Source organism: Streptomyces sp. NPDC094032 (assembly GCF_040303965.1).
GTDB lineage: Bacteria > Actinomycetota > Actinomycetes > Streptomycetales > Streptomycetaceae > Streptomyces.
The window spans coordinates 179,799-205,852 of record NZ_JBEOUE010000004.1 but is presented as its reverse complement, the minus strand read 5'-3'; the positions used below and the strand labels follow the sequence as shown (position 1 = coordinate 205,852).

The following is a 26,054-nucleotide window of genomic DNA, read 5'->3' as shown; positions in this document are numbered from 1 at the left end:
TCGGGACCTTCGGCCCGCCGCCGGTCCGGCCCGGCGGGCAAACTTGGCGATCATGGACATAGGTATCGACCTCGGCACGGCCAACACCCTTCTCTACGCCCGTGGCCAGGGCATCGTCCTCAACGAACCGTCCGTGGTGGCGGTCCAGGCCGGCTCGCGCACCGCGCTCGCGGTCGGCGCGGAGGCGAAGGAGACCATCGGCCGCACGCCCGGTTCGATCACCGCGATCCGCCCGCTGCGGGACGGCGTGATCAGCGACTACGAGGCGGCCGAGGAGATGATCCGGCACTTCGTGCGCAAGGCCGTCCCCGGGCGCCGGCGGCCGCGCACCCGGATGGTGGTGTGCGTGCCGAGCGGGGTGACCCCGGTCGAGCGCCGGGCCATCGTGCACGCCTCGCGCTCGGCGGGCGCGCGGGCGGTGCACCTCATCGAGGAGCCGATGGCGGCGGCGATCGGGGCGGGTCTGCCGGTCTCGGACCCGCGCGGCTCGATGGTCGTCGACATCGGCGGCGGGACGACGGAGGTGGCCGTCATCTCGCTCGGCGGGATCGTCACGGCCCAGTCCCTGCGGGTGGGCGGCGACCGGATGGACACCGCCATCGCGGACTTCGTACGCAAGGAGCACTCGCTGCTCGTCGGCGAGCGGACCTCCGAGGACATCAAGATCGCCATCGGCTCGGCCTGGCCGGTGCCGGGCGGCGAGGAGTTCGAGCGCTCCACCTTCACCGTGCGGGGCCGCGAGAAGGTCAGCGGGCTGCCGCGCACGGTGGAGCTGTCGGTGCCGGAGGTGCGGTCGGCGCTGGACGAGCCGGTGGAGGCGATCATCGCGGCGGTGCGGGTCACCCTGGAGGAGTGCCCGCCGGAGCTGTCGGGCGACGTCATGGAGCACGGCATCGTCCTCACCGGCGGCGGCGCCCTGCTGCCCGGCCTGGACCTGCGGATGGCCTCGGCGACCGGCATCCCGGTCTTCGTCGCCGACGCCCCGCTGGACTGCGTGGCGCTGGGCTCGGGCCGGTGCGTGGAGGACTTCGACGCGTTGCAGCGGGTGCTGGGGAAGGCGGAGGTGGTGCGCTAGCTCCCCGCTAGTGCCCGAAGCCCGTCGGCAGCAGGGCCGTCACCGCGTACGCGCCGTGCTCCCGGCGGGCGTGGAGGGAGCCGCCCATGCTGGCGACGCGCTCCTCCATGGAGAACAGGCCGGTGCCGGTCGAGACGGGGGCGCGGTCCGGGGGCGTTCCGGGCAGCGGGTTGCGGACCTCGACGCGCAGGTCGCGGCCCTCGACCGTGATCGTGACGGTCACCGGCAGGCCCGGGGCGTGCTTGGCGGCGTTGGTCAGGCACTCCCGCACCACCCGGTGCACGGCCGTCTGCCGCAGCGGCGAGAGCGCCTTCGCCTCCTCGGCGACCGTCAGCTCCACCGGGCTGCCCATCCGCTCGCTCTCCTCGGCGAGCGCGGCGAGCCCTTCGAGGCCCGGCGTGGCGGCGTCCGAGTCGGCGCGCCGTACGAGGGTCTCGTTGAGCATGTGGTGCGCGCGCCGGGCGGTGTCGGCGAGCTCCTCGAAGTCCTTCTGGTGCGCGTCCCCCCGGGCCCGTACGGCCAGCACCTCGGCCCGCACGGCGAGCACGGTCAGCTCCCGGCCCACCAGGTCGTGGACGTCCCGCCCGACCGAGATCCGCTCCTCCTGGACGGCCTGCCGGGCGGCGGCCTCGTTGCGCTGGATCTGGAGGGCGAGGACGAGGTCCTGACGGTACGCGGCGATGCCGACGCCCGCGGCCAGGGCGCCGATCGGGACGACCAGGCCCAGGAACTCGCTGAGGGTCTCGCCGTGCTTGGCCGGCCAGCCGGGCAGGTTGAACAGCGCGTAGGCGGCGGCGACGTACAGGAGAGTGGCGAGCACGGCGACCCGCCGGCCCCGGAAGCGGCCGAGCGAGTACAGCGCGAACTGGATCATCGTCAGCTCGTGCAGCCAGCCCATCAGGAAGAGCGCGACGACGAACGGCACCCACGGCGCCCTCCGGCGCAGCACCAGCGTGGCCGCGCCGGCCGCGAGGACGAGGGTCGCGGTGACTCCGGTGAGCGAGTTGTCGGCGCGGGCGAGGCCCGGCACGTCCAGGACCATCAGGCCGAAGGCGCTGGCGGCGGCGACGACGTCCATGGCTCGGGGCGACACGGCCCACCGGTCCGCACAGCGGCGCAGCGCGGGGAAGGCGGGGAGGCGGAGCATGCCCTCCATCATCCAGGGTCCTTGGTCCCGACGCCGGGGACCCGAAGTCCCTTCTGATGTGAGATCGGGCACTTCGCCCACATTGCTGTTTGACTCTGAAATGTGTACGAAGCACCCCAGGAGCAGTCGGAGCTCACCGCCGCCGTGCTCGACGCCCTCCCCTACGCGGCCATGCTCGTCGACCGCGAGCTGCGCATCGTCCGGGTGAACCGCCGCCTCGCCGGACTGCTGCGGCTGCCCGACGGGCTCGACCTCTCCCCCGGCACCTCGCGGGAGCCGACGCTCGACCACGTCGCCGGGATGATCGACCGGCCGGACGAGCGGCGCCGCTTCCTGGAGGAGGCCAGGACCCCCGCGCCCGTCACCCGGATCGCCGACTACCACCTGCGCGACGGGCGGACCCTGCGCCGCCGCCGCAGCCCGGTCGGCCACGGCGACGACTTCTTCGGGCATCTGTGGCTGATCGAGGACGTCACGCGGCAGCACGAGGCCGAGGAGGACATGTACGAGCAGGTACGGAAGCTGGCCGCGCTCGCCGACGAGCGTGCCGCGTTCGCCGGCCGGGTCCTGCACGAGCTGCGCACCCCGCTCGCGACCGTGCTCAGCTTCGCGGAGCTGCTCCTGGACCCGGCGGGCGGCCACCTCGACCCGGAACAGGCCTCGTTCGTCGACGCCATCCGCCGCAACGCGCACCGGATGCAGGTCATCACCGAGAACCTGCCCCACGCCGCCGCCGGCGAGCCCCTGGTCCAGCCGAACCCCGGCCCGCTCCTGGTCCACGAGCTGATCGAGCGGGTGACCCTGGAGGCGCTCCAGCGCGCCGGCGGCTCCGGCCCGTACATCGCGGCCGACTGCCCGTCCGGCGGCCCGCCGCTGGTCGCCGACGCGTATCTGCTGACCGGGGCGCTGGAGGAGCTGGTGGCCAACGCCCTGCGGTACACCCCCGAGGACGGGCGCGTCCACATCGTGGGCCGGCCGCACGGCGACCACTGGACGATCCAGGTGCGGGACACCGGCATCGGCGTCCCGCTGGAGTACCAGGAGGAGATCTTCACCCCGTTCGTCCGCGCCCCCAACGCCCGCCGGGGCGGCTTCCCCGGCACCGGCCTCGGCCTCGCGGGCGCCCTCGACGCCGTACGCCTGCACGGCGGCACCATCACGGTCCGCGACCACGAGAACCGGCCGGGCGCGGTGTTCACGGTGCGGCTGCCGGCCCGGGACGGGGGCACGCCGGAGCACGGGGCCGCCGGATGACCCGGCTGCTCCTCGTCGAGGACGACCCCGACCTCTCGCTCGCCCTGCGCGTCCTGCTCACCCGCGGCGGCTACGAGGTCTCGCTCGCCGCCGACGGCCGCGAGGCCCTGCGGCTGCTCTTCGCCGAGCACCCCGCGCTGATGGTCCTCGACCTGCTGCTGCCGGAGCTCGACGGCTGGCAGGTGCTCGACCGGACCCGCGACATGAGCGACCTGCCGGTGCTCGTCCTGTCCGGGCTCGGCGCCGTCGACGACCGGGTGCGCGGGCTGCGCTCCGGCGCCGACGACTACCTGGTCAAGCCGTTCGCGCAGGCCGAGCTGCTGGCCCGGGTCGAGGCCCTGCTGCGCCGCGCGGGCCCCGGCCGCTGGGCCGGCGAGCCGGTCGAGGAGGACCTGCGGCTCGTCCCCGAGCGGCGCTCCGCGCTCTGGCACGGCGGCGAGATCCGGCTCAGCGACCTGGAGTACCGGCTGCTCCAGCTCCTGGTCCGCAACCGGGGCCGGGTGGTCACCACCGAGCAGCTCCTCGACCAGGTCTGGGACGACACCACGGCGATCGGCCGCGACCGCGTGAAGTTCGCCGTGCTCCGGCTGCGGCGTAAGCTGCGGGCCACCGGCGGCCCGCAGGCCCGGGACCCGATCACGGCGGTCCGGGGCATGGGCTACCGTTACGACAGCTCCGGGTGACGCGGAACACGCCCGGATCGGGCCCGGGTGACGCGGAACACCCCTGGACCGCGCCCGGGTGACGCGGAACACGCCCGGATCGGGTCCGGGTGACGCGGAACACGCCCGGATCAGGACGGAAGTCCCGGGCGTACGTCCCCGATCGCGCGCCGCGCGGCCACCGCTACCGTCCGGCAACCGTGCGCCACCGCAGCGCGCCACCGTCGGCCGCCAGCCTGGCAGCATGAAGACCCTTCCTGCCCGCAGTGTCGTCGTCGTCCTCGGTACCCGTCCCGAACTGGTCAAGCTGGCCGAGCTGATCCGTGTGCTCGGCCCCGCCGCCCGTGTCGTGCACACCGGCCAGCACTACGACGAGGAGCTGTCGGGCGGCTTCCTCGACGAGCTGGGCCTGCCCGAGCCCGCGTATCTGACCGGTGTCGGCGGGAAGCCCCGGGCCGTCCAGATCGCCGCCGCGCTGCACGGGCTCGACGAGATGTTCGTCGCCGAGCCGCCGCTGGCCGTCGTGGTCCAGGGCGACACCAACGCGGCCCTGGCCGGCGCGCTCGCCGCCAACGCCCGCGACCTGCCGCTCGTCCATGTCGAGGCGGGGCTGCGCAGCCACGACCGGGCCATGCCCGAGGAGCACAACCGGGTCCTCATCGACCGGCTCGCCGACGTGCTGTGCGCGGCCACCCCCGACAACCGTGAGCTGCTGCTCGCCGAGGGCGTCCCGGACGACCGGATCGCCGTCACCGGCAACCCCGTCGTCGAGGCCGTCCAGGACCACCTCCCGGCGGCCGACGAGCGCGCCCGGCTGCTCGCCGCGCACGGCCTCGACGCCGACGGCTACGTCCTGGCGACCGTGCACCGCCCCGAGAACACCGACGACGAGCTCGCGCTGACCGCCGTCCTCCACGAGCTCGCCGGGCTCGCCCGCGAGCTCCCCGTCGTGCTGCCGCTGCACCCGCGCACCCGGGCCCGCGTCGAGGCCGCGGGGCTGCTGCCGCTGCTCGACGGCGTGACGGTCCTCCCCCCGGCCGGCTACGGCACCTTCCTGGCGCTGGCCCGGCACGCGGCCCTGATCGTCTCCGACTCCGGCGGCGTCCAGGAGGAGACCACCGTCCTCGGCCGCCCGCTGGTCGTCGTCCGCAACTCCACCGAGCGCCCCGAGTCCCTCGCGGACTTCGCCGAGCTGGTCGACCCCGGCCCCCAGATCGGCACCGCGGCCCGCCGCCGCCTCTCGGAAGGCGCCCCCGGCCTGCACCGCCTGGCAAGCCTCCCCAGCCCCTACGGCGACGGCACCGCCTCCCGCCGCATCGCCGGCCTCATCGCGGACCTGGCCGGCGGCCGCACGACACCGGACGACCGCCGCCCGGCGGCGGACGACCACACGATGGCCGCCTGAGCACTGGGGGCCGCGCGGTGCGGCTGCACCGCGCACTGCGGCAGCACCGCGAACCCAGCCCGCCCCGCGCAACCTGGCTGCCCTGCGCAACCTGGCCGCCTGGCCGCCTGGCCGACCTGCGCACCCTGGCCGCCCTGACCACCCCGGTCGACCCGGTCGACCTGCGCAACCCGGCCACCCTGGCCACCCCGCGCACCCCGGCCACCCCGGCCGACCCACGCACCCCGGCCACCCCGGCCACCTGGCCGCCCGTGCAACTCGGCCACCCCGGCCGACCCGTACAACCCGGCCACCCCGGCCGACCCACGCACCCCGGCCACCCCGGCCACCTGGCCGCCCGTGCAACTCGGCCATCCCGGCCGACCCGTACAACCCGGCCATCCCGGCCGACCCACGCACCCCGGCCACCCCGGCCGACCCGCGCAACCCGGCCACCCCGGCCGACCCACGCACCCCGGCCACCCCGGCCCCTCGGCCACCTCGCGCACCCCGGCCACCTGGCCGACCCGGCCGCCCCCCGCCCGCCCCGTACGCCCCCGCCCCACCGGAGATCACCCCCATGAGCCTCCACCTCGTGCTCTACGTCTTCCCGTTCCTCCTCCTCGCCGGCTTCCTGGTCTACTGGGCCGGCGCCCGGCACGCCTACGCGCGCCGCAGGCCCGCCGAGAGCGGCGACCCCGCCGCCTTCGACTGGCACTTCTTCGTGCCGTGCCGTGACGAGGAAGCCGTCATCGCGACCACCGTCGCCCGCTTGCGCGCCGACTTCACCGGCTCCCATGTGTGGGTCATCGACGACGCTAGCGACGACCTCACCGCGCCGATCGTCACCGCGCTCGCCGACCGGGACCCGAGGGTCCACCTGGTCTCCCGGCGCCGCCCCGACGCCCGCATCGGCAAGGGCGCGGCCCTCAACTCCGCGTACGAGGCCCTCAACGTCCACCTGGCCGAGAGCGGCGCCGAGGACCGCGCCCGCGTCATCGTCTGTGTCGTCGACGCCGACGGCCAGGTCTCCCCCGACGCCCTCACCCATGTCAGCGGCCCCGACGCCTTCGGCGACCCCGAGATGGGCGGCGTCCAGATCGGCGTCCGGATGCGCAACGTCGACGACGAGCGCCCGCTGCCCGACCGGGGCCGCGCCGCCAACGCGTACGCCCGGCTCCTGATCCGTATGCAGGACGCCGAGTTCGCCGTCTCCAACACCGGCATGCAGCTGCTGCGCCGCCGCACCGGATCCGTCGGCCTCGGCGGCAACGGCCAGTTCACCCGGCTCACCGCCCTCGACCGGATCGCCGCCGCCGAGCGCCGCCCCTGGCAGCAGGACGCGCTCCTGGAGGACTACGAGCTGGGCCTGCACATGCGGCTCGCCGGGTACCAGGTCACCCACATCGCCGACACCTGGGTGAGCCAGGAGGCCCTCCCGTACACCCGCCGCTTCCTCACCCAGCGCACCCGCTGGGCCCAGGGCAACATCCAGTGCGTGCGCTACTCCGGCCGCATCATCGGGTCCCGCCACTACAAGGCGTCCGGCGTCCTGGAGTCCCTGTACACGTTCTTCCAGCCCATCGCCCATCTGGCGACGCTCGTCCTGACCGCGCTCATGCTGTTCGCGCTCGTCACCGGCGGCGGCGCGGCCGAGGTCCTGCTCGCCGCGTGGCCCCTCGCCCTGGTCCTCGCGCTGTTCTCGATCGTCCCGTTCCTGCTGTGGGGCCCGGTCTACCGGCGCGAGTTCGCCCCCGACCGCTCCCGCCTCAAGGGCCTGCTGTGGGGCTTCACCCTGTGGCTGTACGCCTACCACCTCTTCATCGTCTCGGCCCGCGGCTTCGTCCGGCTCCTGCGCGGCCGCACCGGCTGGGCCAAGACCCGCCGCAACGCCGAGACCGCCGGGGTGGGGCCCGTCGCCACGGAGTCGTAGGGAGGGGTACGCGGAAGGGCCCGGAACCAGTCGTGGTTCCGGGCCCTTCCGCGTACCGCTCGTATCGCTCGTTACGCCTGCGGCAGCTTCTCCAGCTGCGCCTGGATGCGGGCGATGTCCTCGTCCGCCTTGGCGAGGCGGCCACGGATCTTGTCGACCACGTTGTCCGGCGCCTTGGCCAGGAACGCCTCGTTGCCCAGCTTGCCCTGAGCCTGCGCCTTCTCCTTCTCGGCGGCGGCCAGGTCCTTCGCGAGCCGCTTGCGCTCGGCCGCGACGTCGATCGTGCCGGACAGGTCCAGCGCGACCTCGGCCCCGGCGACCGGCAGGGTGGCGGTGGCCGCGAAGCCCTCGCCCTCCGGCTGGAGGCGCAGGATCTGGCGGATGGCCGCCTCGTGCGCGGCGAGCGGGGTGCCGTCCAGCGTGAGACGGGCGGGCACCTTCTGCGCGTCCTGGAGACCCTGCTCCTTGCGGAAGCGGCGGACCTCGGTGATGACCCGCTGGACCAGCGCGATCTCCTGCTCGGCGGCGCTGTCGCGGAAGCCGCTGTCCTTCGGCCAGTCGGCGATCACGAGGGACTCGCCGCCGGTCAGCGTGGTCCACAGCGTCTCGGTGACGAAGGGGACCACCGGGTGCAGCAGCCGCAGCATGACGTCGAGGACCTCGCCGAGGACCCGGCCGGAGACCCGCGCGCCCTCGCCGCCGGCGAAGAACGTCGTCTTCGACAGCTCGACGTACCAGTCGAAGACCTCGTCCCACGCGAAGTGGTACAGCGCGTCCGACAGCTTCGAGAACTGGTAGTCGTCGTAGAACGCGTCGACGTCCGCGACCGTCTCGTTGAGCCGCGACAGGATCCAGCGGTCCGTGGCGGTCATCTCGGACGGGTCGGGCAGCTCGCCCTCGATCGTCGCGCCGTTCATCAGCGCGAAGCGCGTCGCGTTCCAGATCTTGTTGGCGAACTTGCTGGACGCCTGGACCCAGTCCTCGCCGATCGGGACGTCGACACCGGGGTTGGCTCCGCGGGCCAGGGTGAAGCGGACGGCGTCGGAGCCGTACGTGTCCATCCAGTCCAGCGGGTTGACCACGTTGCCGAAGGACTTCGACATCTTCTTGCCGTTCTGGTCACGGACCATGCCGTGCAGGGCGATGGTGTGGAACGGCGGGGTGCCGTCCATCGCGTACAGACCGAACATCATCATCCGGGCGACCCAGAAGAAGAGGATGTCGTAGCCGGTGACCAGGACCGAGTTCGGATAGAACTTCTTGAGGCTCTCGGTCTGCTCGGGCCAGCCGAGCGTGGAGAACGGCCACAGGCCGGAGGAGAACCAGGTGTCCAGGACGTCGGAGTCCTGGGTCCAGCCCTCGCCGGTCGGCGGCTGCTCGTCCGGGCCGACGCAGACGACTTCGCCGTTGGGGCCGTACCAGACCGGGATGCGGTGGCCCCACCACAGCTGGCGCGAGATGCACCAGTCGTGCAGGTTGTCGACCCAGTCGAAGTAGCGCTTCTCCATCTCCTGCGGGTGGATCTTGACCTTGCCGTCGCGGACCGCGTCACCGGCGGCCTTCGCGAGCGGGCCGACCTTGACCCACCACTGCATCGAAAGCCGCGGCTCGATGGTGGTCTTGCAGCGCGAGCAGTGCCCGACGGAGTGGGTGTACGGGCGCTTCTCGGCGACGATCCGGCCCTCGGCGCGCAGCGCGGCGACGATGGCGGAACGGGCCTCCAGGCGGTCCAGGCCGAGGAACGGGCCGTGGACCGTGATGACCGCGTGCTCGTCCATGACGGCGATCGACGGCAGGTCGTGGCGCTGGCCGATCTCGAAGTCGTTCGGGTCGTGCGCCGGGGTCACCTTGACGGCGCCGGTGCCGAACGCCGGGTCGACGTGCGTGTCGGCGACGATCGGGATGCGGCGGCCGGTGAGCGGCAGCTCGATCTCGGTGCCGATCATGTGCTGGTAGCGCTCGTCGTCCGGGTGGACGGCGACGGCCGTGTCACCGAGCATCGTCTCGGCGCGGGTGGTGGCGACGACGATCTCGTTGTCGCCCTCGCCGTACCGGATGGAGACGAGCTCGCCGTCGTCGTCCTGGTACTCGACCTCGATGTCGGAGATCGCGGTCAGACAGCGCGGGCACCAGTTGATGATGCGCTCGGCGCGGTAGATCAGCTCGTCGTCGTAGAGCTTCTTGAAGATGGTCTGGACGGCCTGGGACAGGCCCTCGTCCATGGTGAACCGCTCGCGGGACCAGGCGACGCCGTCACCGAGGCGCTTCATCTGCCCCGAGATCTGGCCGCCGGACTCGGCCTTCCACTGCCAGACGCGCTCGACGAACGCCTCCCGGCCCAGGTCGTGGCGGGACTTGCCCTCCTTGGCGAGCTCGCGCTCGACGACGTTCTGGGTGGCGATGCCGGCGTGGTCCATGCCCGGCTGCCACAGCGTCTCGAAGCCCTGCATGCGCTTGCGGCGGGTCAGGGCGTCGATGAGGGTGTGCTCGAAGGCGTGGCCCAGGTGGAGCGAGCCGGTGACGTTCGGCGGCGGGATGACGACGGTGAACGGCGGCTTGTCGCTCTTCTCGTCCGCCTCGAAGTAGCCCCGCTCTACCCAGCGCGCGTACAGCTGCCCCTCTACTTCGGCCGGCGCGTACGCGGTCGGCAGTTCGGGGGTGGCTGTCGTCTGCTGCTGAGTGTTCTCGGTCACCGGGCCAGTTTAGGGGGATCCGGGGGTGGTCCTGAAACTCGATTGTTCCGTAACGGTGTGGCCCCCGCCGCCCCGGTGGCACACGGCTTCCGACAGGATGTTCGCCAGACATAAACATCTTGTGAGGGGAACCTGTCCATGAGCTACAACCAGCCGGGCCCGTACGGCGGCCAGCCCCAGCAGCCCGGCCCGTACGGCCAGCAGCCGCAGCAGCCCGGCCCCTATGGCCAGCAGCCGCCGCAGCCCGGTCCGTACGGTCAGCCCCCGCAGGCCCCGCAGCCCGGTTACGGATACCCCCAGCAGGCCCCGCAGGGTGTGCCGCCGCAGCAGCCCCCGTACGGCTACCCGCAGCAGGGCCAGCCGCAGCAGCCCGGCCCGTACGGCCAGCAGCCGCAGTACGGCGCCCCGCAGGGCCCGGGCGGGTACATGCCTCCGCCGCCGCCCGCCAAGAAGAGCAAGGCCGGCTGGATCATCGGCGGCGTGGCCGCGGTCGCGGCGATAGCGGTGGCGGCGTACTTCGTGATCGGCGGGGGTGGCGGCTCCTCCGTCGCGGACGACGGCCCGCACAAGCTGATCACGCCGGAGACGGTGCTCGGCGAGTACAAGAAGGACGCGAGCGCCGGCTCCGAGAGCCAGGGCGACAAGAAGTCGCTCAAGGAGGCCGAGAAGAACGGCGTCAAGAACGCCAAGGAGGTGAGCGCCTCCTACAAGGTCGAGGACAAGTCCAACCCGCTGGCCGGCAAGCTGCTCTCCTTCGACGGTCTGTACGGCGAGATCGAGGACCCCGAGGGCGTCGTCGACATGATCTTCGCCGGCATCAAGACCGAGGCCGACAAGGACAAGGGCAAGGACGGCGAGATGCAGCTGGAGGGCAGCCCGCAGGCCTACAAGCCGGCCGGCCTCGACGGCGCGGTGCTGAAGTGCCAGCAGGCCAAGACCAAGGCCGACCCTGCCCAGTCCACCCCGGCGTTCGCCATGACCATGTGCGTGTGGGCCGACCACAGCACGGTGGGCTTCGTCGTCCCCGTCGACATGGCCTCCATGCTCTCCGGCAAGGGCGGCTCCGCCGAGGACGCGGCGGCCACCGCGGCGAAGCTGCGCAAGGAAGTCCGCGTCAAGGCCTGACCGGCCACCAAGGCCTGACCGGCGCCCCGGCACGATCCGGCGCCACGGCCTGACCGGACGTCAATGACGAAGGGGCGCCCCGCCGTTCGGCGGGGCGCCCCTTCTCGTCGCTGCGGGTCAGGCGGACTTCTCGTGCCTGCCGTCGTTCTTCACGATCCGCGGGACCAGCGTCGGGTTGACGTTGTTGCGGACCACGTCGGCGGTGATGACCACGCGGGCCACGTCCTTGCGGGACGGGACCTCGTACATCACCGACTGGAGGACCTCCTCCATGATGGCGCGCAGGCCGCGCGCGCCGGTGCCGCGGAGGATCGCCTGGTCGGCGATGGCCTCCAGGGCCGGGCGGTCGAAGTCCAGCTCCACGCCGTCGAGTTCGAAGAGGCGCTGGTACTGCTTGACCAGGGCGTTACGGGGCTCGACGAGGATCTTGAGGAGGGCCTCGCGGTCCAGGTTGTGGACCGAGGTGATGACGGGGAGACGGCCGATGAACTCGGGGATCATCCCGAACTTCACCAGGTCCTCCGGCATGACCTCCTGGAACTGGTCGCTCGCCTCGATCTCGCGCTTCGAGCGGATGGTCGCCCCGAAGCCGATGCCCTTGGCGCCCGCACGCGACTCGATGAGCTTCTCCAGGCCCGCGAAGGCGCCGCCCACGATGAACAGCACATTCGTCGTGTCGATCTGGATGAACTCCTGGTGCGGGTGCTTCCGGCCGCCCTGCGGCGGGACGGAGGCCGTGGTGCCCTCCAGGATCTTGAGGAGGGCCTGCTGCACGCCCTCGCCCGAGACGTCGCGCGTGATCGACGGATTTTCGCTCTTACGGGCGACCTTGTCGATCTCGTCGATGTAGATGATCCCGGTCTCGGCCTTCTTGACGTCGTAGTCCGCCGCCTGGATCAGCTTGAGCAGGATGTTCTCGACGTCCTCGCCGACATAGCCGGCCTCCGTCAGCGCCGTCGCGTCCGCGATGGCGAACGGGACGTTGAGCATCCGGGCCAGGGTCTGCGCCAGGAGCGTCTTGCCGGAGCCGGTCGGGCCGAGCAGCAGGATGTTGGACTTCGCCAGCTCGATGGCGTCGTCCCTGCCCTGCGCGCCGCCGTTCTCGCCGGCCTGGACGCGCTTGTAGTGGTTGTACACGGCGACTGAGAGGGCCTTCTTCGCCGGCTCCTGGCCGACGACATAGCCCTCCAGGAACTCGTAGATCTCGCGGGGCTTGGGAAGCTCCTCCCAGCGCACCTCGCTCGTCTCCGCGAGTTCCTCTTCGATGATCTCGTTGCAGAGGTCGATGCACTCGTCGCAGATGTACACACCGGGTCCCGCGATGAGCTTCTTCACCTGCTTCTGGCTCTTTCCGCAGAACGAGCACTTGAGCAGATCGCCGCCATCACCGATGCGTGCCACGAGGTGCTTCCCCTTCGCCTGGGAGTGCTTGGTTCAGCGACTCCTGGTGCCTCATATTCGACGGTACCTTGCCGGGCCCCCCGTTCGGGCCCCCCTTGGCGCGGTTGGCATGGACGGGATTCGGCCACACCAACCACGGCGAGGGAAGGTCGAGCGTCAGTGCGCGGCGGCGGCCGTGCTCTTGCGGGTCGAGACGATCTGGTCGACCAGACCGTACGCGAGGGCGTCCTCGGCGGTCAGGATCTTGTCGCGCTCGATGTCGTCGCGGATCTTCTCGATCGGCGTCGAGGAGTGCTTGGCCAGCATCTCCTCCAGCTGGGTGCGCATGCGCAGGATCTCGCGGGCCGCGATCTCCAGGTCGGAGAGCTGCTCACGGCCGGTGCCGCCGGAGGGCTGGTGGATCAGCACACGGGCGTTCGGCAGGGCCATCCGCTTGCCGGGGGTGCCGGCGGCGAGCAGCACGGCCGCGGCGGAGGCCGCCTGGCCCATGCAGACCGTCTGGATGTCCGGCTTCACGAACTGCATCGTGTCGTAGATGGCCGTGAGGGCCGTGAACGAGCCGCCGGGGCTGTTGATGTAGATCGAGATGTCGCGGTCCGGGTCCATCGACTCCAGGCACAGCAGCTGCGCCATGACGTCGTTGGCCGAGGCGTCGTCGATCTGCACGCCGAGGAAGATCACGCGCTCCTCGAACAGCTTCGCGTACGGGTCGTACTCGCGCACGCCCTGCGAAGTGCGCTCCACGAAGCGCGGCACGACGTAGCGGTTGTCCATCGGCGCGCCGGTGTAGAGGCCGCTCGGGGAGAGGTTGTTCTGCATCTGGGTGTTCACCGTCCTGGTGGCGTTCGGCGGGGGGCTGGGGCTCTTGGGCGGGCTGCCGGGGCTCAGGCGCCCGTGCCGCCGCCGCCCGGAACACCCGCGGCGTGCGTGATGATGTCGTCGATGAGGCCGTACTCCTTGGCCTCGTCCGCGGTGAACCAGCGGTCACGGTCGCCGTCGCGGATGATCGCCTCGACGGTCTGACCGGAGTGGTGCGCGGTGATCTCGGCCATGCGCTGCTTCGTACGGAGAAGGTACTCGGCCTGGATCTTGATGTCGGAGGCGGTGCCACCGATGCCGGCGGAGCCCTGGTGCATCAGGATGTCGGTGTTCGGCAGCGCGAAGCGCTTGCCGGGGGTGCCGCCGGTGAGCAGGAACTGGCCCATCGAGGCCGCCATGCCCATACCGATGGTCACGACGTCGTTGGGGATGTACTGCATGGTGTCGTAGACGGCCATGCCGGCCGTCACGGAGCCACCGGGGCTGTTGATGTACAGGTAGATGTCCTTGGACGGGTCGGCGGCCAGGAGGAGCATCTGGGCGGTGATCTTGTTGGCGATCTCGTCGTCGACCTGCTGGCCGAGGAAGATGATGCGCTCGCCGAGCAGCCGGTTGTAGACATGGTCGCCGAGGCCACCACCGATGGACGGCTCACCCGCGGCGTAAGGCTTCAGATTCGTCACGTATCCACCTGCTCGTCTCCGACGGCACCGGGCCGTCTCAGCGTCTCGTTCAGAGGGCATTGCCCTCGTATTCATGGACCCTAACGCGCAGGTAGGACAACGCCATCCCGGTTCCCGAACTGTTCGCTGGGAGCGCAAGGTGGGCGGGCGCGCATGAACCGGCCCCGGTACGTCCACGGGCCCGGACGCACAGCAGTGCGTCCGGGCCCGTGACACGGGGTTCGGCGCGCGGCCGGAGCCTCGCGCCTCCCCCGGGGAGACTTACTTCTCCTCGGAGACCTCGGCCTCGCCGGTGACGGCCTCGACCGTCTCGGCGGCCTGCTCCTCGTCCTCGTCGGACAGGTCGACCTCGACGCCGTTGGTGTCGACGACCTTGGCGGCCTCGACGACCAGCGCGAGCGCCTTGCCGCGGGCGACCTCGCCGACCAGCATCGGCACCTGGCCGCCCTGGACGACGGCCTGGGCGAACTGGTCGGGGGACATGCCGGAGGAGGCGGCGCGACGCATGAGGTGCTCGGTGAGCTCCTCCTGCTCCACGTTCAGCTTCTCCTTGTTGACCAGCTCGTCGAGGATGAACTGGGTCTTGATGCCCTTGACGGCCTGGTCCTTGGTCTCGGCGTCGAACTCCTCGACCGTCTTGCCCTGGAACTCCAGGTACTTCTCGATGGTCAGGCCCATCTGGCCGAGCTGGTGGTGCTCCAGGTTGTGCTTGCGGGTGTTGACCTCGTCCTCGAGCAGCTTCTCGGGGACGGGGATCTCCGCCAGCTCCAGGAGCTTCTCCAGGACGCGCTCCTGGGCCTGGGTGGCCTGGTCGAACTGCTTCATGTTCTCAAGGCGCTTGCGGCTGTCGGCCTTGAGCTCGTCGAGGGTGTCGAACTCCGACGCCAGCTGCGCGAACTCGTCGTCCAGCTCGGGGAGCTCACGGGCGGCGACGGCGGTGACCTTGACGGTGACCTCGGCGTCCTTGCCCTCGGCGGAGCCGCCCTTCAGCTGCGAGCTGAAGGTGGCCTCGCCACCGGCCTCCAGGCCGGTCACGGCCTCGTCGATGCCGTCGAGGAGCTCGCCGGAACCGATGGTGTACGAGACGTCGCTGGCGACACCGTCGGGCAGCACCTCGCCGTCGACCTTGGCCTCCAGGTCGATGGTGACGACGTCACCGGCGGCGGCGGCGCGCTCGACCGGGTTGGTGGACGCGAAGCGCTCGCGGAGCTGCTCCACGGACTTCTCGATGTCCTCGTCGGTGACCTCGACGGCGTCGACCTCGACCTCGATGCCGGAGAAGTCCGGGATCTCGATGGCCGGGCGGACGTCGACCTCGGCGGTGAAGGCCAGCAGCTCGCCGTCCTTCAGCTCCGTGATGTCGACCTCGGGCTGACCCAGCGGGTTGACCTCGGCCTCGTTGACGGCCTCGGTGTAGAACTTCGGGAGCGCGTCGTTGACGGCCTCCTCCAGCACCGCACCACGGCCGAACCGCTGGTCGATCACGCGAGCCGGGATCTTGCCCTTACGGAAGCCCTTGACCGTGACCTGCTGGTTGATCTTCTTGTACGCCGCGTCGAGGCTGTCCTTGAGCTCCTCGAAGGGCACCTCGACAGTGAGCCGAACCCGAGTCGGGTTCAGGGTCTCCACGGCGCTCTTCACGGTTCGGTCTCCTTGGTGGCTGATTCCTGGTTTCGCCGGTACCACCTGGGGGCGGTTCCGGCCGATCGGCCCGGTCAGAGAGACACACGGGCACGCAGCTTGCATAGTAACCGCAAGCGCCTCACGGCCCACAATGTGATCTTGGCTGGTCGGGGTGGCGGGATTTGAACCCACGGCCTTCCGCTCCCAAAGCGGACGCGCTACCAAGCTGCGCCACACCCCGTCGGTGCGACACGTAGGGTACATGGACGGGGACGGTGCGACGCCCCCCATTTCCGGGGGTGTGCGGGCACCCACGAGAAACCGCTACGATGACCTCCGTGCGCCGGGGCCGATGGCCTCGCGGCACACCCTGTGCGGGCGTAGCTCAATGGTAGAGCCCTAGTCTTCCAAACTAGCTACGCGGGTTCGATTCCCGTCGCCCGCTCCACGTGGCAAGTTGCCTGGTCAGAGCCGGTTTTCCGTGAACAACGGAGACCGGCTCTTTCCGTTTCCGTACCGCCGTGCGCGGGATGACGCGGGATAGCGCGCGAGGAAGCCCCCCCCCCCGGCGGGGATGGCTGGTGATCAACCACCGGCACCCGAAAGGCGCGCATCCCGTGCCCCCGTCCCGGACGCGCTGATCTTCGCCACCACACACGGCAACGTCCTTGCCGGCCGGCACCGTTCTACGTTCTTCGGCGCGACTCCGCTGAGCTCCAAGGCCGTTTCCCCGGCGTCTCAAGTCCACCCGGGCTACGGTGGCCTTGATCGTGATCACGACCGTGGACTCTCAGGATGCCGCGCGAAAGCTCTCGCGCTCGGCGGTCGAGTCGTCCCTCGCGGCGTCCGGACAGGTGACCGGCCCGATCGAGACGACGTACCGGCATCTCGGGGATGTCTCCGAAGGCACCGAGTGGCAGATCACCTTCCACACCGCCGCCGACCGGCGCGATGCCCTGGAGGAGCACATCGCGGCCGAGCACCCCTACGACTCCCCGGAGGTCATCGCGTTCGGGATCGATGCCGGGCGGGCCGAATACCTGGAGTGGATCACCCGCGCTGCCATGGCCTTTGCCTTCCGCCACCTCAAGCTGGTGGTGGAGCCGAGCGGAGCGTGTGCGCTGGCCGCGATCCTGGCCAGGGCCGTCCCGCACGAATCCGGGACGATCGGTGTCGTGCTGTCCGGCGGCGGTGTGGACCTGCGCACCTTCCACCGGCTGATCACCGACGCCCCGCACCGGAAGGAACCCTCCCGTGTCTGACACGTTCCCCACGACCACCCAGTACGCGAGCCCCGACCTCATCACATCGATCGTGTACGGGGGCCACGACCCGGCCGAGGATCCGCGCTGGCACGAGTCGGGGGCGGCCGACCAGGAGGACTACGGGCGCTGGTGCGGGCACCTGTGCGGCATGGCCTGCTTGCGCATGGCCCTCCACCACCGCGACGGGCACGCGCCGAGCCTGTTCGCCCTGCGGGACGGGGCCCTCCGCCACGGCGCCTACACCGAGCAGGACGGGCAGATCCGGGGCCTGATCTACGCCCCCGCCGTCGCGTACGCCCGGGAGGTGCACGGCCTCGACGCCCGGGTCCACCCGGTGCTTCCCATGGGGCGCCTCGTCGAACTTCTCGACGAGGGCCATCAGGCGATCGTGTCCGTTCACAAGGAGATCCGACGCCCCGACCGCCCCGCGCCGGGGCAGGGCGGCCACCTCGTCCTCGTCACCGGCCACAGCGGCGGCACCCTCGCCTTCCGGAACCCCTCGGGTCACACCGAGGAAGCACGGAGAGCGGAACTACCGGTCGCCACCTTCGCGGCCTTCTTCGCGGGTCGAGGAATCGTCATCGCGCCCAGGAGCCTTCCGCAGTCGCCCGGAAGGGCCTGAGTCGATTTCCGTGGGATGCCGGGTGCGGTGCGGGACTGAAGAATGGGCGCTGTCCGCTTTATTAGCGTCCATCCCGTATGCGTATGGGGGCCGGAGGTCGTCATGAAGGATCTGAAGTTCGAGCAGAAGCGTGTGCTGTCCCGTCTCGAAGCCGCCGATCAGCTGGCCGCGCTCGCCGAGGCGCTCCGGAAGGGCGGGGAGGCCGAGCTGAAGCTGGGGGCCGGGACGCTGAGCCTGCGGATCCCGGACGAGCTCGACAGCGAGGTGGAGGTCGAGATCGAGGAGGGGGAGATCGAGCTGGAGATCGAACTCAAGTGGGCTACGGGCAAACCGGAGAAACCGGCCGCAAAGAAGCCCGAGGCCAAGAAGCCGGCCACCGAGAAGGCCGCGCCCAAGAAGCCTGCACCCAAGAAGCCGGCCGTCGAGAAGGCCGCACCCAAGAAGCCGGCCGTCGAGAAGGCGGCACCCAAGAAGCCGGCCGTCGAGAAGGCGGCACCCAAGAAGCCGGCTGTCGAGAAGGCCGTGCCCAAGAAGCCGGCAGCCAAGCCCAAGCAGCCTGCCAAGCCGACGGCGAAGCCCGTGGCCAAGAAGGTCGCCGACAAGAAGAGCGCCGCCAAGCCGGTGGCCAAGAAGGCTGCGGGCAAGCCTGCCGCCAAGGCGGTGAAGAAGTCGGCCAAGAAGGCCGTCACGAAGCCGGCCGCCAAGACCGCCGCGAAATCGGGCGCCAAGAAGGGGTGAGGGGGGCGGGGTCAGAACTTGATGTTGCCGACCGTCGTCGTTATCGAGTCCAGGAAGCGCTGGATGTCGTCGGCCATGCCCGTCGAGGCGAGGAAGAAGCCGAAGAGGACCGCGACGACGGCCGGGCCGGCCTTGAGGTTGCCGCCGCGGATCAGCACCACCAGGATGATCGCCAAAAGCAGCACCACAGACAGCGAAATGGCCATAACTGATCACACCCTCGGTCGGTTCCCGCCTTGCCGCCGGGGAGCGTGCGCCACAGAACACCCCCGCCGCATCTATCGTGCCACCAACTACCTGCCCAGCGCGGGCGGGTGACGAATCGTCGCCGTCGATAATCGGCCAAGTTGTCGAAATTCGTCTTGATCAGTACGGCGGGGTGAGGCCCAACAGGGCCTGGGTGCGGGCGTATTTGGCGGTCAGGCGGTCCCGGGTCGGCTGGTCGAGGAGGGCCAGGCGGGCCGGGTCCGCGTTGTGCGCGAGGTCGGCCCGCTTGACCAGGAGGGCGCCCGGGGTGGCCAGAATGCGGTGGGTGTAGGACTCCGGGTCCTCGCCCGGGCGCCTGGTCAGGGCCCGCACCATGTCCTTGACCTCCGGCGGCAGGGCCGCGTCCGCCAGCCACTCGGCGGACAGCGCCTCGTCCTCGATGGCGTCGTGCAGCCAGGCCGCCGCGATCTGCCGCTCGTCGCCGCCCCGGGCCCGTACCCCTTCGGCGACCGCCCGCAGGTGCTCCGCGTACGGGCGTCCCGCCTTGTCGGTCTGGCCGGCGTGGGCGGCGACGGCGAGGGTCTCGATCTCGGTGAGGGTGAGGAGGTTCGGGGTGCCGGTCGTGGCGGTCATGGCGGTCAGCGTAGTGCGGCTCGGGCCGGTAGGGCAGTGGCGGTGAGGCCCAGGGCTAGCGTGGCCGCCGCGAAGGAGGCGTACAGGAGTGGTGGGATGTACGGGTCCTCGCCGGTCAGGCCGTTCGTCATGGGGAAGAGGGTGGCCAGGGCGATGGTGGTGCCTATGGCCAGGCCCGACGTCGTGACGAGCAGGGCCTCCCAGCGGATCATCCGCAGGACCTGGCGGCGGGTGGTGCCCACCAGGCGCAGGGTGCGCAGCTCGCGGCGGCGGTCGAGGACGGTCATCACCAGCGTGTTGGCGGCGGCGACGGCGGCGAATCCGCCGAGGACGGCGGCCATGGTGGTGTTGGCCCAGGCGTTGAGCTCGCGGTCGCGGCTCTGCGCGGTGGACCAGCCGTCGGCGTCGGTGACGGTGCCGAGCGGGGCCAGGGCGGCGGGCTCGCCGCCCCGGACCAGGAGCTCGGTGGCGTACGGGGAGGTGACGTGCCCGGTCAGGGCGGCGGCCGGGAGCGTCACCTCGGCCAGGCCGAGGCCGCGCCCGTAGGTGGCGACGACGAGCGGCTCCGTCCGGGTGCCGTCGGGCAGCCGGAGCTCCAGGCGGTCCCCGGTGCGTACGTCCTGGGCCTCGGCCAGGTTGGCGTCGACGGCGACCGTGCCGGGGCGCAGCGCGGCGAGCGAGCCGGTGCGGACGTCCAGGTCGAGGACCGGGGTGGGGTCGGCGGAGACGCCCTGCGCGGTGGCGCGGAGGAAGCCCGCGTCGGCGTCGGGGAGCAGGACGCCGGTGCGCTGCACGGCGACGGCCGCGGTGACGCCCGGGGCGCGGGCGGCGCGTTCGGCCGCGTCGGCGGGGAGTCCGGCCGGGGCGGTGACGACATGGTCGGCGACGAGCGCGGCGCGCTGCTGGCGCTCGGTGGCACGGTCGGTGCTGGTGTGCAGGAAGACGAGGGTCGACGCGAAGGCCATCGCGAGGACGATCGGGGTGAGCGCGGAGGCGAGCCGCCGGGCGTTGGCGCGGGTGTTGGCGGCGGCGAGGTGTCCGGCGGCGCCGGAGGCGCGCAGGGGCAGTCCGCCGAGGGCCGCGCAGAGCCGGGCGAGCGGCGGGCCGAGCAGGGCGACGGCCAGCATGAAGAGCATGACGACGCCGAGGGCCGCGTTGGCGGCGTCCACGCCGGAGGAGCGGGCGGCCACGCCCGCGAGGGTCGCGCCGCCGGCCAGGGCGAGGAGGCCGAGCGGGGTGCGGATCCGGCCGGTCGCGCGCGGCTCGACCTGCGACTCGGCGAGCGCGCGGCCCGGTGCGGTACGGGAGGGGCGGCGGGCGGCGGCGAGGCCGGCGAGCAGGGCGGTCAGGAGCGTGGCGGCGACGGCCACCGCGAAGGGGATCGGGCCGGTGTCGAGGCGTACCCCTTCGGGGATCGCGCCGCGCTCCTTGAGCTGCCCGAACCACCAGGTGGCGAGGGCGAGGCCGGGCAGGCAGCCGAGGGCGCCGGCGAGCGGGGCGACGAGCAGGGACTCGGTGGCGATGGAGCGGCGGAGCTGGCGCGGGGTCGCGCCGATCGCCCGCAGCAGGGCGAACTCGCGGGAGCGCTGCCCGACGGAGAGCGCGATGGTGCCGGCGGCGGTGAACACGGCGACGAGGGTGGCGGTCCCGCCGAAGGAGCCGCCGAGGGCGATCAGGAGCTCCCGGGCGGCCGGCAGCCCGGCCCCCTCGGCGAGGCTCCGGTCGTCGCCGGTGTACACCTGCGCCCTGCCGCCCAGCGCGCGCTCCACCTGGGCGGCGAGCGCGGCCGGGTCGGTGCCCTTCTCGGGCAGGACGGCGATGGCGTCGACGGTGCGGGGGTGGCCGGAGAGGGCGAGAGCCTGGGCGTCGGAGAACCAGATGGAGGTGGGGGTGGGGGCCGATGTCGTGGCCGCCGGGCGTGCCGCCAGCCCCGAAACCGTGAAAGTGCGCTCCCCCGCCGGCGTGTGCAGCGTGATCCGCTCGCCGATCCGGCCGCCGCCGGGCGCTACGACCGCCTCATCCTCGCCCGGGGGTGTGCCGGCGGTCAGGCGGGTGCCGGTGAAGGTGGTGGAGCTCCAGCCGGAGGCGGTGAGTGGGGGGCCGGAGGTCGTGCGTACGGGGTAGGTGACGTCGCCGATGGCGTGGGCGGCGCCCGGGGTGGCCGCGGCGGTGCGGACCAGGGTGGCGTCCAGGCGGGCCCGGTCGGGTACGGCCGCGGAGAGCGTGCTGCGCTCCTCGCCGTAGCCGATCGTGGTGTGCAGCCGCTGGTCTGCGGCCGCTACCACGGGGGTGGATTCGTAGCGGGCGGGTGGGATGGAGGCGGTGAGGCCGGTCTGGAGCAGGAGGCCGCAGCCGGAGATCACGGCGGCGGCCAGCAGCAGCGCGACGAAGGTGCCGGCGAAGGCGGAGGGCTTGAAGCGGACGGCGGCGCGGGCGAGGCTGTTGGGGCGGGGCATCAGGCGGCCGCTCCGAACCGGGTTGCCGCGCGGGCGAGGCTGTCGAGGCGGGGCATCAGGCGGCCGCTCCGATCCGGTGCGGGGTGGTGAGGGACGCCATCCGGGCGGCGATGCGGTCCGGGGTGGTGCGCGGGAGGGTGTCGGCGAGGGAGCCGTCGGCGAGGAAGAGGACCCGGTCGGCGTAGGCGGCGGCGACGGGGTCGTGGGTGACCATCACGACGGTGGCGCCGAGGCCGTCGACCGCGCCGCGCAGCAGTGCCAGGACCTCGGCGGCGGTCGTGGTGTCGAGGGCGCCGGTCGGCTCGTCCGCGAAGATCACGTCGGGGCGGGTGACGAGGGCGCGGGCGAGGGCGACGCGCTGCTGCTGGCCGCCGGAGAGCTCGGCGGGGCGGCGGGCGCCCTTGTCGCCGAGGCCGACCTGGCCGAGGACCTCCGCGGCGCGGCGCCGGTCGGGGCGCTCGCCGGCGAGGCGCAGGGGCAGCAGGACGTTCTGCTCGACGGTGAGCGAGGGCAGCAGGTTGAAGGCCTGGAAGACGAAGCCGAGGCGGCTGCGGCGCAGCTCGGTGAGCCGGTTCTCGCCGAGGCCGGTGATCTCGGTGCCGCCGAGGCGGACGGAGCCCGCGGTGGGGCGGTCGAGTCCGGCCGCGCACTGGAGGAAGGTGGACTTGCCGGAGCCGGAGGGGCCCATGACGGCGGTGAAGCTGCCGTGCGGGAGGCGCAGGTCGATGCCGCGGAGCGCGTGCACGGCGCCGTCCCCCTTGCCGTACTGGCGGCGTACCCCGGTGAGTTCGACGGCTGCCGTGCCGAGGGGGGCGGGTTCCCGGGGTGCCATGAGTGTCCTCCGTATGTTCGTGACCGACTCGTCGAACGTACGGATTCCCGCAGGTCGGGGGCCATGCGGGCGGCCGGTCTCCTGGGGGTGGGGGTGGCCCCACCCCGGGCGCTCGGGTCAGCCCCTGCGGCTGATCAGGAGCAGCGCGCGGTCGTCGTTGACGTCCTTGGCGCAGGCCTCGATCAGATGCCAGGCGGCGCCCTCGAACCCGGCGGCGACATAGCGGTCGGCCTCGCCGGTGAGGCGGTCGATGCCCTCGGCGATGTCGCGGTCGGCCGCCTCGACGAGGCCGTCGGTGAAGAGCATGAGGACGTCGCCGGGGCGCAGGGAGCCCTTGACCGGGTGGAACTCGGCGCCGTCGTAGACGCCGAGGAGGGGCCCCTCGCCGGACTTCTCCTCCCAGCGGCCGCTGCCCGCGTGCAGTTGGAGGGCGGGCAGATGGCCCGCGGAGAGCAGCTCGTAGTCGCCGGACTCCAGGTCGAGGACGAGGTGGATGGAGGTGGCGAAGCCCTCGTCCCAGTCCTGGCGCAGGAGGTAGCCGTTGGCGGCGGGCAGGAAGCCGTGCGGGGGCAGCGAGCCGAGGAGGCCGCCGAAGGCGCCGGAGAGCAGCAGGGCGCGGGAGCCCGCGTCCATGCCCTTGCCGGAGACGTCGGTGAGCAGGACCTCCAGGGTGCGCCCGCCGTTGGTGCGGGCGGCGACGACGAAGTCGCCGGAGAAGGACTGGCCGCCGGCCGGGCGCAGCGCCATCTCGCGGTGCCAGCCCTTCGGCAGGGGAGGCAGGGCGCTCTGCACCCGGATGCGTTCGCGCAGGTCGAAGAGCATCGTGCCGCCGCGCCGCCAGGGCACGCCGACGCGGGCCCGGAACTGGGCGATGAGCAGTCCGAAGAGGCCGCAGGCGGCGACCACCAGGACGGTGCCGGGGGTGACCCTGGCCGGGCCCTCGGTGTACGGGCCGAGGACGAGCGACTCGACGATGAGCGCGCCGGCGGCGGCCGCGTACAGGCCGAGCAGGCTGGCGGGGCGCAGCAGCAGTCCGCCGGCGACGATCGGCAGGGCGAGGGCGACCGGTGAGCACCACACCGGGTTGAGGAGGGTGCCGCAGGTGATGGCGGGGATGATGAGCAGGAGCCCGATGAGGGCGACCCAGTCGGAGCCGTCGCCGCGGAAGTAGTCGACCCCGGACCGGCGCAGCGCGATGCGGGCCCGGTGGGCGCTCTTGCGCATCCGGGCCGCGTACGAGTCCACTCCGCCGCGACGTCCCATTGGCCTGGACCCTATCCACCCGATCGACGCTCGTGCAGAGGGACCCAGGTGACATTGCGCTCGAAATCGGGTCGCGACGGGCGGTGGGGCGCTGATATCGATGGCATATGACGACTGAACTCCGGGTTCTCGACCCGGCCGAATGGGACGACTGGTACGGCGTGCTGGAGCTCGCCTTCGGCGGGGTTCCGGAGGCGGACGAGGAGCGGAAGCTCTGGCAGGAGCTGACCGAGTACGAGCGGTCGATCGGCGCGTGGGACGGGGACCGCTGCGTCGGTACGGCGGGGGCGTTCACCTTCCGGCTCGCGGTGCCGGGCGGGGCCGTGGTCCCGGCGGCGGGCGTGACGATGGTGAGCGTGGCCGGGACGCACCGGCGGCGCGGGATCCTCACCTCGATGATGCGGCGCCAGCTGGCGGACGTACGGGCGTGGGGCGAGCCGCTCGCGGTGCTGACGGCGTCGGAGCCGGAGATCTACGGGCGTTTCGGGTACGCGGTGGCGGCGTATTCGGCGCGGGCGACGATCGACACGACCCGGGTGCGGCTCTCCGTTCCGGAGGGCACGGACGGGGTGGCGCTGCGGTACGCGTCGCCCGCCGAGTCGCTGGAGGTCTGCGAGGCGGTGTACGCGAAGCTGGTCGCCGGTCGGCCGGGGATGCTGGAGCGGCGGCCCGGCTGGGAGCGGGTCGCGCTGATGGACCCGGCGGGCGACCGGGAGGGCGCCTCGCCCCGGCAGTGCGTGCTGGCGGAGCGGGACGGGGAGGTCGTGGGGTACGCGCGGTACGCGGTCAAGCCCGAGTGGTCGTTCAACGGGTCCGACGGGTCCGTGCTCCTGCACGATCTCGCCGGGCTCGATCCGGCGGCCGAGGCGGCGCTGTGGCGGTTCCTGTGCTCGGTGGACCTGACGTCGCGGGTGCGGATCCACAGCCGGCCGGTGGACGACGCGTGGCTGCATCTGGTGAGCGATGTGCGGCGGTGCGAGGTGACGGTGCGGGACGGACTGCATGTGCGGCTCGTGGACGTGGGGGCGGCGTTGGAGGCGCGGACGTATCAGGCGGGGGTGGATGTGGTGTTCGAGGTCGCGGACGCGGTGTGTCCCTGGAACGAGGGGCGGTGGCGGTTGACGGGGGATGCGAAGGGGGCGGTGTGCGTGCGCACGGATGACCCTGCCGATCTGGTCCTGTCCGTACGGGAGTTGGGGTCCGTCTACCTGGGTGGGAACTCGCTCGTGTCGCTCGGCGCGGCGGGGCGGGTTCGGGAGGTGCGGGAGGGGGCGTTGGTCGAGGCGTCGGTGGCGTTCGGGGCGCCGGTCGCGCCGTGGTTGCCGCACGGGTTCTAGTCCCCCACCCCGCCCCTTCCCGAAACCGGGGGCTCCGCCCCCGGACCCCCGCTCCTCAAACGCCGGAGGGGCTGGATTTTCCGCCCTGGCTGGATTTCTGGCAGCACGGGCACCAGAACAGGTTCCGGGCCGCCAGGTCCGCCGTGCGGATCTCCCCGTCGCAGACATGGCACGGGAGGTTCGCGCGGCGGTAGACGTAGACCTCGCCGCCGTGGTCGTCCACGCGGGGTGGGCGGCCCATCGCCTCGGGGGTGTGTTCGGGGCGGACCGTGTCGATGCGGTTGAGGCGGACGCCCTCGCGCATCAGGAGGACCAGGTCGTCCCAGATCGCGGCCCACTCCCCTGTGGTCAGGTCCTTGCCCGGGCGGTACGGGTCGATGCCGTGGCGGAAGAGGACCTCGGCCCGGTAGACGTTGCCGACGCCTGCGATGATCTTCTGGTCCATCAGCAGGGCGGCGATCGTCGTGCGGGACTTCGAGATCCGGCGCCAGGCCTTCTCCGGGTCGTCGGCGGGACGCAGCGGGTCGGGGCCGAGCCGGTCGTGTATCGCCTGCTTCTCCGCGTCGGTGATCAGCGCGCAGGTGGTCGGGCCGCGCAGGTCGACGTACGCCTCGGGGTTGGCCAGGCGCAGCCGGACCGTGTCCGTGGCGGGCGGCGCGGGGGCGGGGCCGAAGTTCACCTTGCCGAAGAGGCCCAGGTGGATGTGGACCCACTCCTCGCCCGGGAAGCCGAGGAAGAGGTGCTTGCCGTGGGCCTCGGTGGTGGTGAGGACCGTGCCGTCGAGCAGGGCGGCCGAGTCGGCGAACTTGCCCTGCGGGCTGGAGGCACGCACGGGCCGGCCGCCGAACCGTTCCCGGTAGTCGGCGGCCAGCCGGTGGATCGTGTGCCCCTCAGGCATGGGT

22 protein-coding genes and 2 tRNA genes are annotated in these 26,054 nt (G+C 72.2%); 11 read left to right on the top strand and 13 right to left on the bottom strand.

Going from position 1 to position 26,054, the window contains the following annotated elements; genetic code table 11:
• Positions 1-52: 52 nt before the first annotated feature.
• Positions 53-1,075, top strand: a complete 1,023-nt coding sequence (locus ABTZ54_RS09060) for a rod shape-determining protein (RefSeq protein WP_351658880.1) — start codon at positions 53-55, stop codon at positions 1,073-1,075.
• A gap of 7 nt (positions 1,076-1,082) precedes the next feature.
• Here the strand turns inward: ABTZ54_RS09060 and ABTZ54_RS09055 are convergent, their stop codons facing one another.
• A complete protein-coding gene (locus tag ABTZ54_RS09055) occupies positions 1,083-2,222 on the bottom strand; it encodes a sensor histidine kinase (protein WP_351658878.1) in 1,140 nt (379 codons plus the stop codon).
• Between the two features lie 102 nt (positions 2,223-2,324).
• On the opposite strand from ABTZ54_RS09055, the gene ABTZ54_RS09050 reads away from it, so the two are divergent.
• From ABTZ54_RS09050 to ABTZ54_RS09035, 4 genes are all read left to right on the top strand, one after another.
• Entirely contained in the window at positions 2,325-3,476 is a 1,152-nt protein-coding gene (locus ABTZ54_RS09050) for a sensor histidine kinase (RefSeq protein WP_351658876.1), read from the top strand.
• Complete coding sequence (locus ABTZ54_RS09045; RefSeq protein WP_351658874.1) at positions 3,473-4,159, top strand: response regulator transcription factor; 687 nt, start codon at positions 3,473-3,475, stop codon at positions 4,157-4,159. The genes ABTZ54_RS09050 and ABTZ54_RS09045 overlap by 4 nt, the downstream gene beginning before the upstream one ends.
• 223 nt (positions 4,160-4,382) lie before the next feature.
• On the top strand, positions 4,383-5,543 hold the full coding sequence (gene wecB, locus ABTZ54_RS09040) for a non-hydrolyzing UDP-N-acetylglucosamine 2-epimerase (protein WP_351658873.1): 1,161 nt from the start codon (positions 4,383-4,385) through the stop codon (positions 5,541-5,543).
• A gap of 559 nt (positions 5,544-6,102) precedes the next feature.
• Positions 6,103-7,455 carry an XrtP-associated glycosyltransferase gene (locus ABTZ54_RS09035; RefSeq protein ID WP_351658871.1) on the top strand — a complete coding sequence of 451 codons (1,353 nt, stop codon included), beginning with the start codon at positions 6,103-6,105 and terminating at the stop codon, positions 7,453-7,455.
• Between the two features lie 71 nt (positions 7,456-7,526).
• On the opposite strand, the gene ABTZ54_RS09030 is transcribed toward ABTZ54_RS09035, so the two are convergent.
• On the bottom strand, positions 7,527-10,148 hold the full coding sequence (locus ABTZ54_RS09030) for a valine--tRNA ligase (protein WP_351658869.1): 2,622 nt from the start codon (positions 10,146-10,148) through the stop codon (positions 7,527-7,529).
• A 138-nt stretch (positions 10,149-10,286) separates the two neighbouring features.
• Here ABTZ54_RS09030 and ABTZ54_RS09025 point away from each other — a divergent pair, with 138 nt between their 5' ends.
• Positions 10,287-11,273 (top strand): hypothetical protein, encoded by a 987-nt coding sequence (locus ABTZ54_RS09025; protein ID WP_351658867.1) that lies wholly within the window; start codon positions 10,287-10,289, stop codon positions 11,271-11,273.
• Between the two features lie 117 nt (positions 11,274-11,390).
• Here ABTZ54_RS09025 and clpX read toward each other — a convergent pair whose 3' ends face one another.
• The 5 genes from clpX to ABTZ54_RS09000 form a co-directional block, all read right to left on the bottom strand.
• The gene (gene clpX / locus ABTZ54_RS09020; protein ID WP_150228190.1) at positions 11,391-12,674 is read right to left on the bottom strand and encodes an ATP-dependent Clp protease ATP-binding subunit ClpX; all 1,284 of its coding nucleotides are present in this window, start codon (positions 12,672-12,674) and stop codon (positions 11,391-11,393) included.
• Positions 12,675-12,830: 156 nt separating this feature from the next.
• Positions 12,831-13,493: an ATP-dependent Clp protease proteolytic subunit gene (locus ABTZ54_RS09015; protein ID WP_351658865.1), complete on the bottom strand. Its 663-nt coding sequence runs from the start codon at positions 13,491-13,493 to the stop codon at positions 12,831-12,833.
• Positions 13,494-13,558: 65 nt separating this feature from the next.
• Positions 13,559-14,176, bottom strand: coding sequence for an ATP-dependent Clp protease proteolytic subunit (locus ABTZ54_RS09010; protein ID WP_351658863.1), 618 nt, complete (start codon positions 14,174-14,176; stop codon positions 13,559-13,561).
• A 261-nt stretch (positions 14,177-14,437) separates the two neighbouring features.
• Positions 14,438-15,817 (bottom strand): trigger factor, encoded by a 1,380-nt coding sequence (tig, locus tag ABTZ54_RS09005; RefSeq protein WP_351658861.1) that lies wholly within the window; start codon positions 15,815-15,817, stop codon positions 14,438-14,440.
• A 146-nt stretch (positions 15,818-15,963) separates the two neighbouring features.
• Positions 15,964-16,040: transfer RNA gene (locus ABTZ54_RS09000), tRNA-Pro, on the bottom strand.
• Between the two features lie 133 nt (positions 16,041-16,173).
• Between ABTZ54_RS09000 and ABTZ54_RS08995 the strand changes: the two genes are divergently transcribed.
• The 4 genes from ABTZ54_RS08995 to ABTZ54_RS08980 all read left to right on the top strand — a co-directional run bounded on the left by ABTZ54_RS08995 (position 16,174) and on the right by ABTZ54_RS08980 (position 18,424).
• A tRNA-Gly gene (locus ABTZ54_RS08995) sits at positions 16,174-16,247 on the top strand.
• A 310-nt stretch (positions 16,248-16,557) separates the two neighbouring features.
• A complete protein-coding gene (cutA, locus tag ABTZ54_RS08990) occupies positions 16,558-17,061 on the top strand; it encodes a divalent-cation tolerance protein CutA (protein ID WP_351658859.1) in 504 nt (167 codons plus the stop codon).
• The gene (locus ABTZ54_RS08985) at positions 17,054-17,686 is read left to right on the top strand and encodes a cysteine peptidase family C39 domain-containing protein (RefSeq protein ID WP_351658857.1); all 633 of its coding nucleotides are present in this window, start codon (positions 17,054-17,056) and stop codon (positions 17,684-17,686) included. Before cutA ends, ABTZ54_RS08985 begins: the two co-directional genes overlap by 8 nt.
• Positions 17,687-17,788: 102 nt before the next feature.
• Positions 17,789-18,424, top strand: coding sequence for an amphi-Trp domain-containing protein (locus tag ABTZ54_RS08980; RefSeq protein WP_351658855.1), 636 nt, complete (start codon positions 17,789-17,791; stop codon positions 18,422-18,424).
• A gap of 11 nt (positions 18,425-18,435) precedes the next feature.
• Here ABTZ54_RS08980 and ABTZ54_RS08975 read toward each other — a convergent pair whose 3' ends face one another.
• The 5 genes from ABTZ54_RS08975 to ABTZ54_RS08955 form a co-directional block, all read right to left on the bottom strand.
• Positions 18,436-18,630: a hypothetical protein gene (locus tag ABTZ54_RS08975; protein WP_351658853.1), complete on the bottom strand. Its 195-nt coding sequence runs from the start codon at positions 18,628-18,630 to the stop codon at positions 18,436-18,438.
• Between the two features lie 160 nt (positions 18,631-18,790).
• Entirely contained in the window at positions 18,791-19,264 is a 474-nt protein-coding gene (locus ABTZ54_RS08970) for an HD domain-containing protein (RefSeq protein WP_351658851.1), read from the bottom strand.
• Between the two features lie 5 nt (positions 19,265-19,269).
• Entirely contained in the window at positions 19,270-21,720 is a 2,451-nt protein-coding gene (locus ABTZ54_RS08965; protein ID WP_351658850.1) for an ABC transporter permease, read from the bottom strand.
• Between the two features lie 55 nt (positions 21,721-21,775).
• Complete coding sequence (locus tag ABTZ54_RS08960; protein WP_351658848.1) at positions 21,776-22,552, bottom strand: ABC transporter ATP-binding protein; 777 nt, start codon at positions 22,550-22,552, stop codon at positions 21,776-21,778.
• 117 nt (positions 22,553-22,669) lie between these two features.
• Positions 22,670-23,815, bottom strand: a complete 1,146-nt coding sequence (locus tag ABTZ54_RS08955) for a PP2C family protein-serine/threonine phosphatase (protein ID WP_351658846.1) — start codon at positions 23,813-23,815, stop codon at positions 22,670-22,672.
• A gap of 107 nt (positions 23,816-23,922) precedes the next feature.
• Here ABTZ54_RS08955 and ABTZ54_RS08950 point away from each other — a divergent pair, with 107 nt between their 5' ends.
• Positions 23,923-25,152 carry a GNAT family N-acetyltransferase gene (locus ABTZ54_RS08950; protein WP_351658844.1) on the top strand — a complete coding sequence of 410 codons (1,230 nt, stop codon included), beginning with the start codon at positions 23,923-23,925 and terminating at the stop codon, positions 25,150-25,152.
• Positions 25,153-25,207: 55 nt separating this feature from the next.
• Here ABTZ54_RS08950 and ABTZ54_RS08945 read toward each other — a convergent pair whose 3' ends face one another.
• On the bottom strand, positions 25,208-26,050 hold the full coding sequence (locus ABTZ54_RS08945; protein WP_351658843.1) for an Fpg/Nei family DNA glycosylase: 843 nt from the start codon (positions 26,048-26,050) through the stop codon (positions 25,208-25,210).
• Positions 26,051-26,054 lie beyond the last annotated feature (4 nt).

What these genes read in the sequence shown, in the direction of transcription:
- ABTZ54_RS08960 (WP_351658848.1), bottom strand. Translation starts at nt 22,552, where the DNA reads ATGGCACCCCGGGAACCCGCCCCCCTCGGCACGGCAGCCGTCGAACTC.
- ABTZ54_RS09025 (WP_351658867.1), top strand. Translation starts at nt 10,287, where the DNA reads ATGAGCTACAACCAGCCGGGCCCGTACGGCGGCCAGCCCCAGCAGCCC.
- ABTZ54_RS09015 (WP_351658865.1), bottom strand. Translation starts at nt 13,493, where the DNA reads ATGCAGAACAACCTCTCCCCGAGCGGCCTCTACACCGGCGCGCCGATG.
- ABTZ54_RS08945 (WP_351658843.1), bottom strand. Translation starts at nt 26,050, where the DNA reads ATGCCTGAGGGGCACACGATCCACCGGCTGGCCGCCGACTACCGGGAA.
- ABTZ54_RS08980 (WP_351658855.1), top strand. Translation starts at nt 17,789, where the DNA reads ATGAAGGATCTGAAGTTCGAGCAGAAGCGTGTGCTGTCCCGTCTCGAA.
- ABTZ54_RS08955 (WP_351658846.1), bottom strand. Translation starts at nt 23,815, where the DNA reads ATGGGACGTCGCGGCGGAGTGGACTCGTACGCGGCCCGGATGCGCAAG.
- ABTZ54_RS09045 (WP_351658874.1), top strand. Translation starts at nt 3,473, where the DNA reads ATGACCCGGCTGCTCCTCGTCGAGGACGACCCCGACCTCTCGCTCGCC.
- ABTZ54_RS09035 (WP_351658871.1), top strand. Translation starts at nt 6,103, where the DNA reads ATGAGCCTCCACCTCGTGCTCTACGTCTTCCCGTTCCTCCTCCTCGCC.
- wecB (WP_351658873.1), top strand. Translation starts at nt 4,383, where the DNA reads ATGAAGACCCTTCCTGCCCGCAGTGTCGTCGTCGTCCTCGGTACCCGT.
- ABTZ54_RS09055 (WP_351658878.1), bottom strand. Translation starts at nt 2,222, where the DNA reads ATGCTCCGCCTCCCCGCCTTCCCCGCGCTGCGCCGCTGTGCGGACCGG.
- ABTZ54_RS08965 (WP_351658850.1), bottom strand. Translation starts at nt 21,720, where the DNA reads ATGCCCCGCCCCAACAGCCTCGCCCGCGCCGCCGTCCGCTTCAAGCCC.
- ABTZ54_RS08975 (WP_351658853.1), bottom strand. Translation starts at nt 18,630, where the DNA reads ATGGCCATTTCGCTGTCTGTGGTGCTGCTTTTGGCGATCATCCTGGTG.
- ABTZ54_RS08950 (WP_351658844.1), top strand. Translation starts at nt 23,923, where the DNA reads ATGACGACTGAACTCCGGGTTCTCGACCCGGCCGAATGGGACGACTGG.
- ABTZ54_RS09060 (WP_351658880.1), top strand. Translation starts at nt 53, where the DNA reads ATGGACATAGGTATCGACCTCGGCACGGCCAACACCCTTCTCTACGCC.
- ABTZ54_RS08970 (WP_351658851.1), bottom strand. Translation starts at nt 19,264, where the DNA reads ATGACCGCCACGACCGGCACCCCGAACCTCCTCACCCTCACCGAGATC.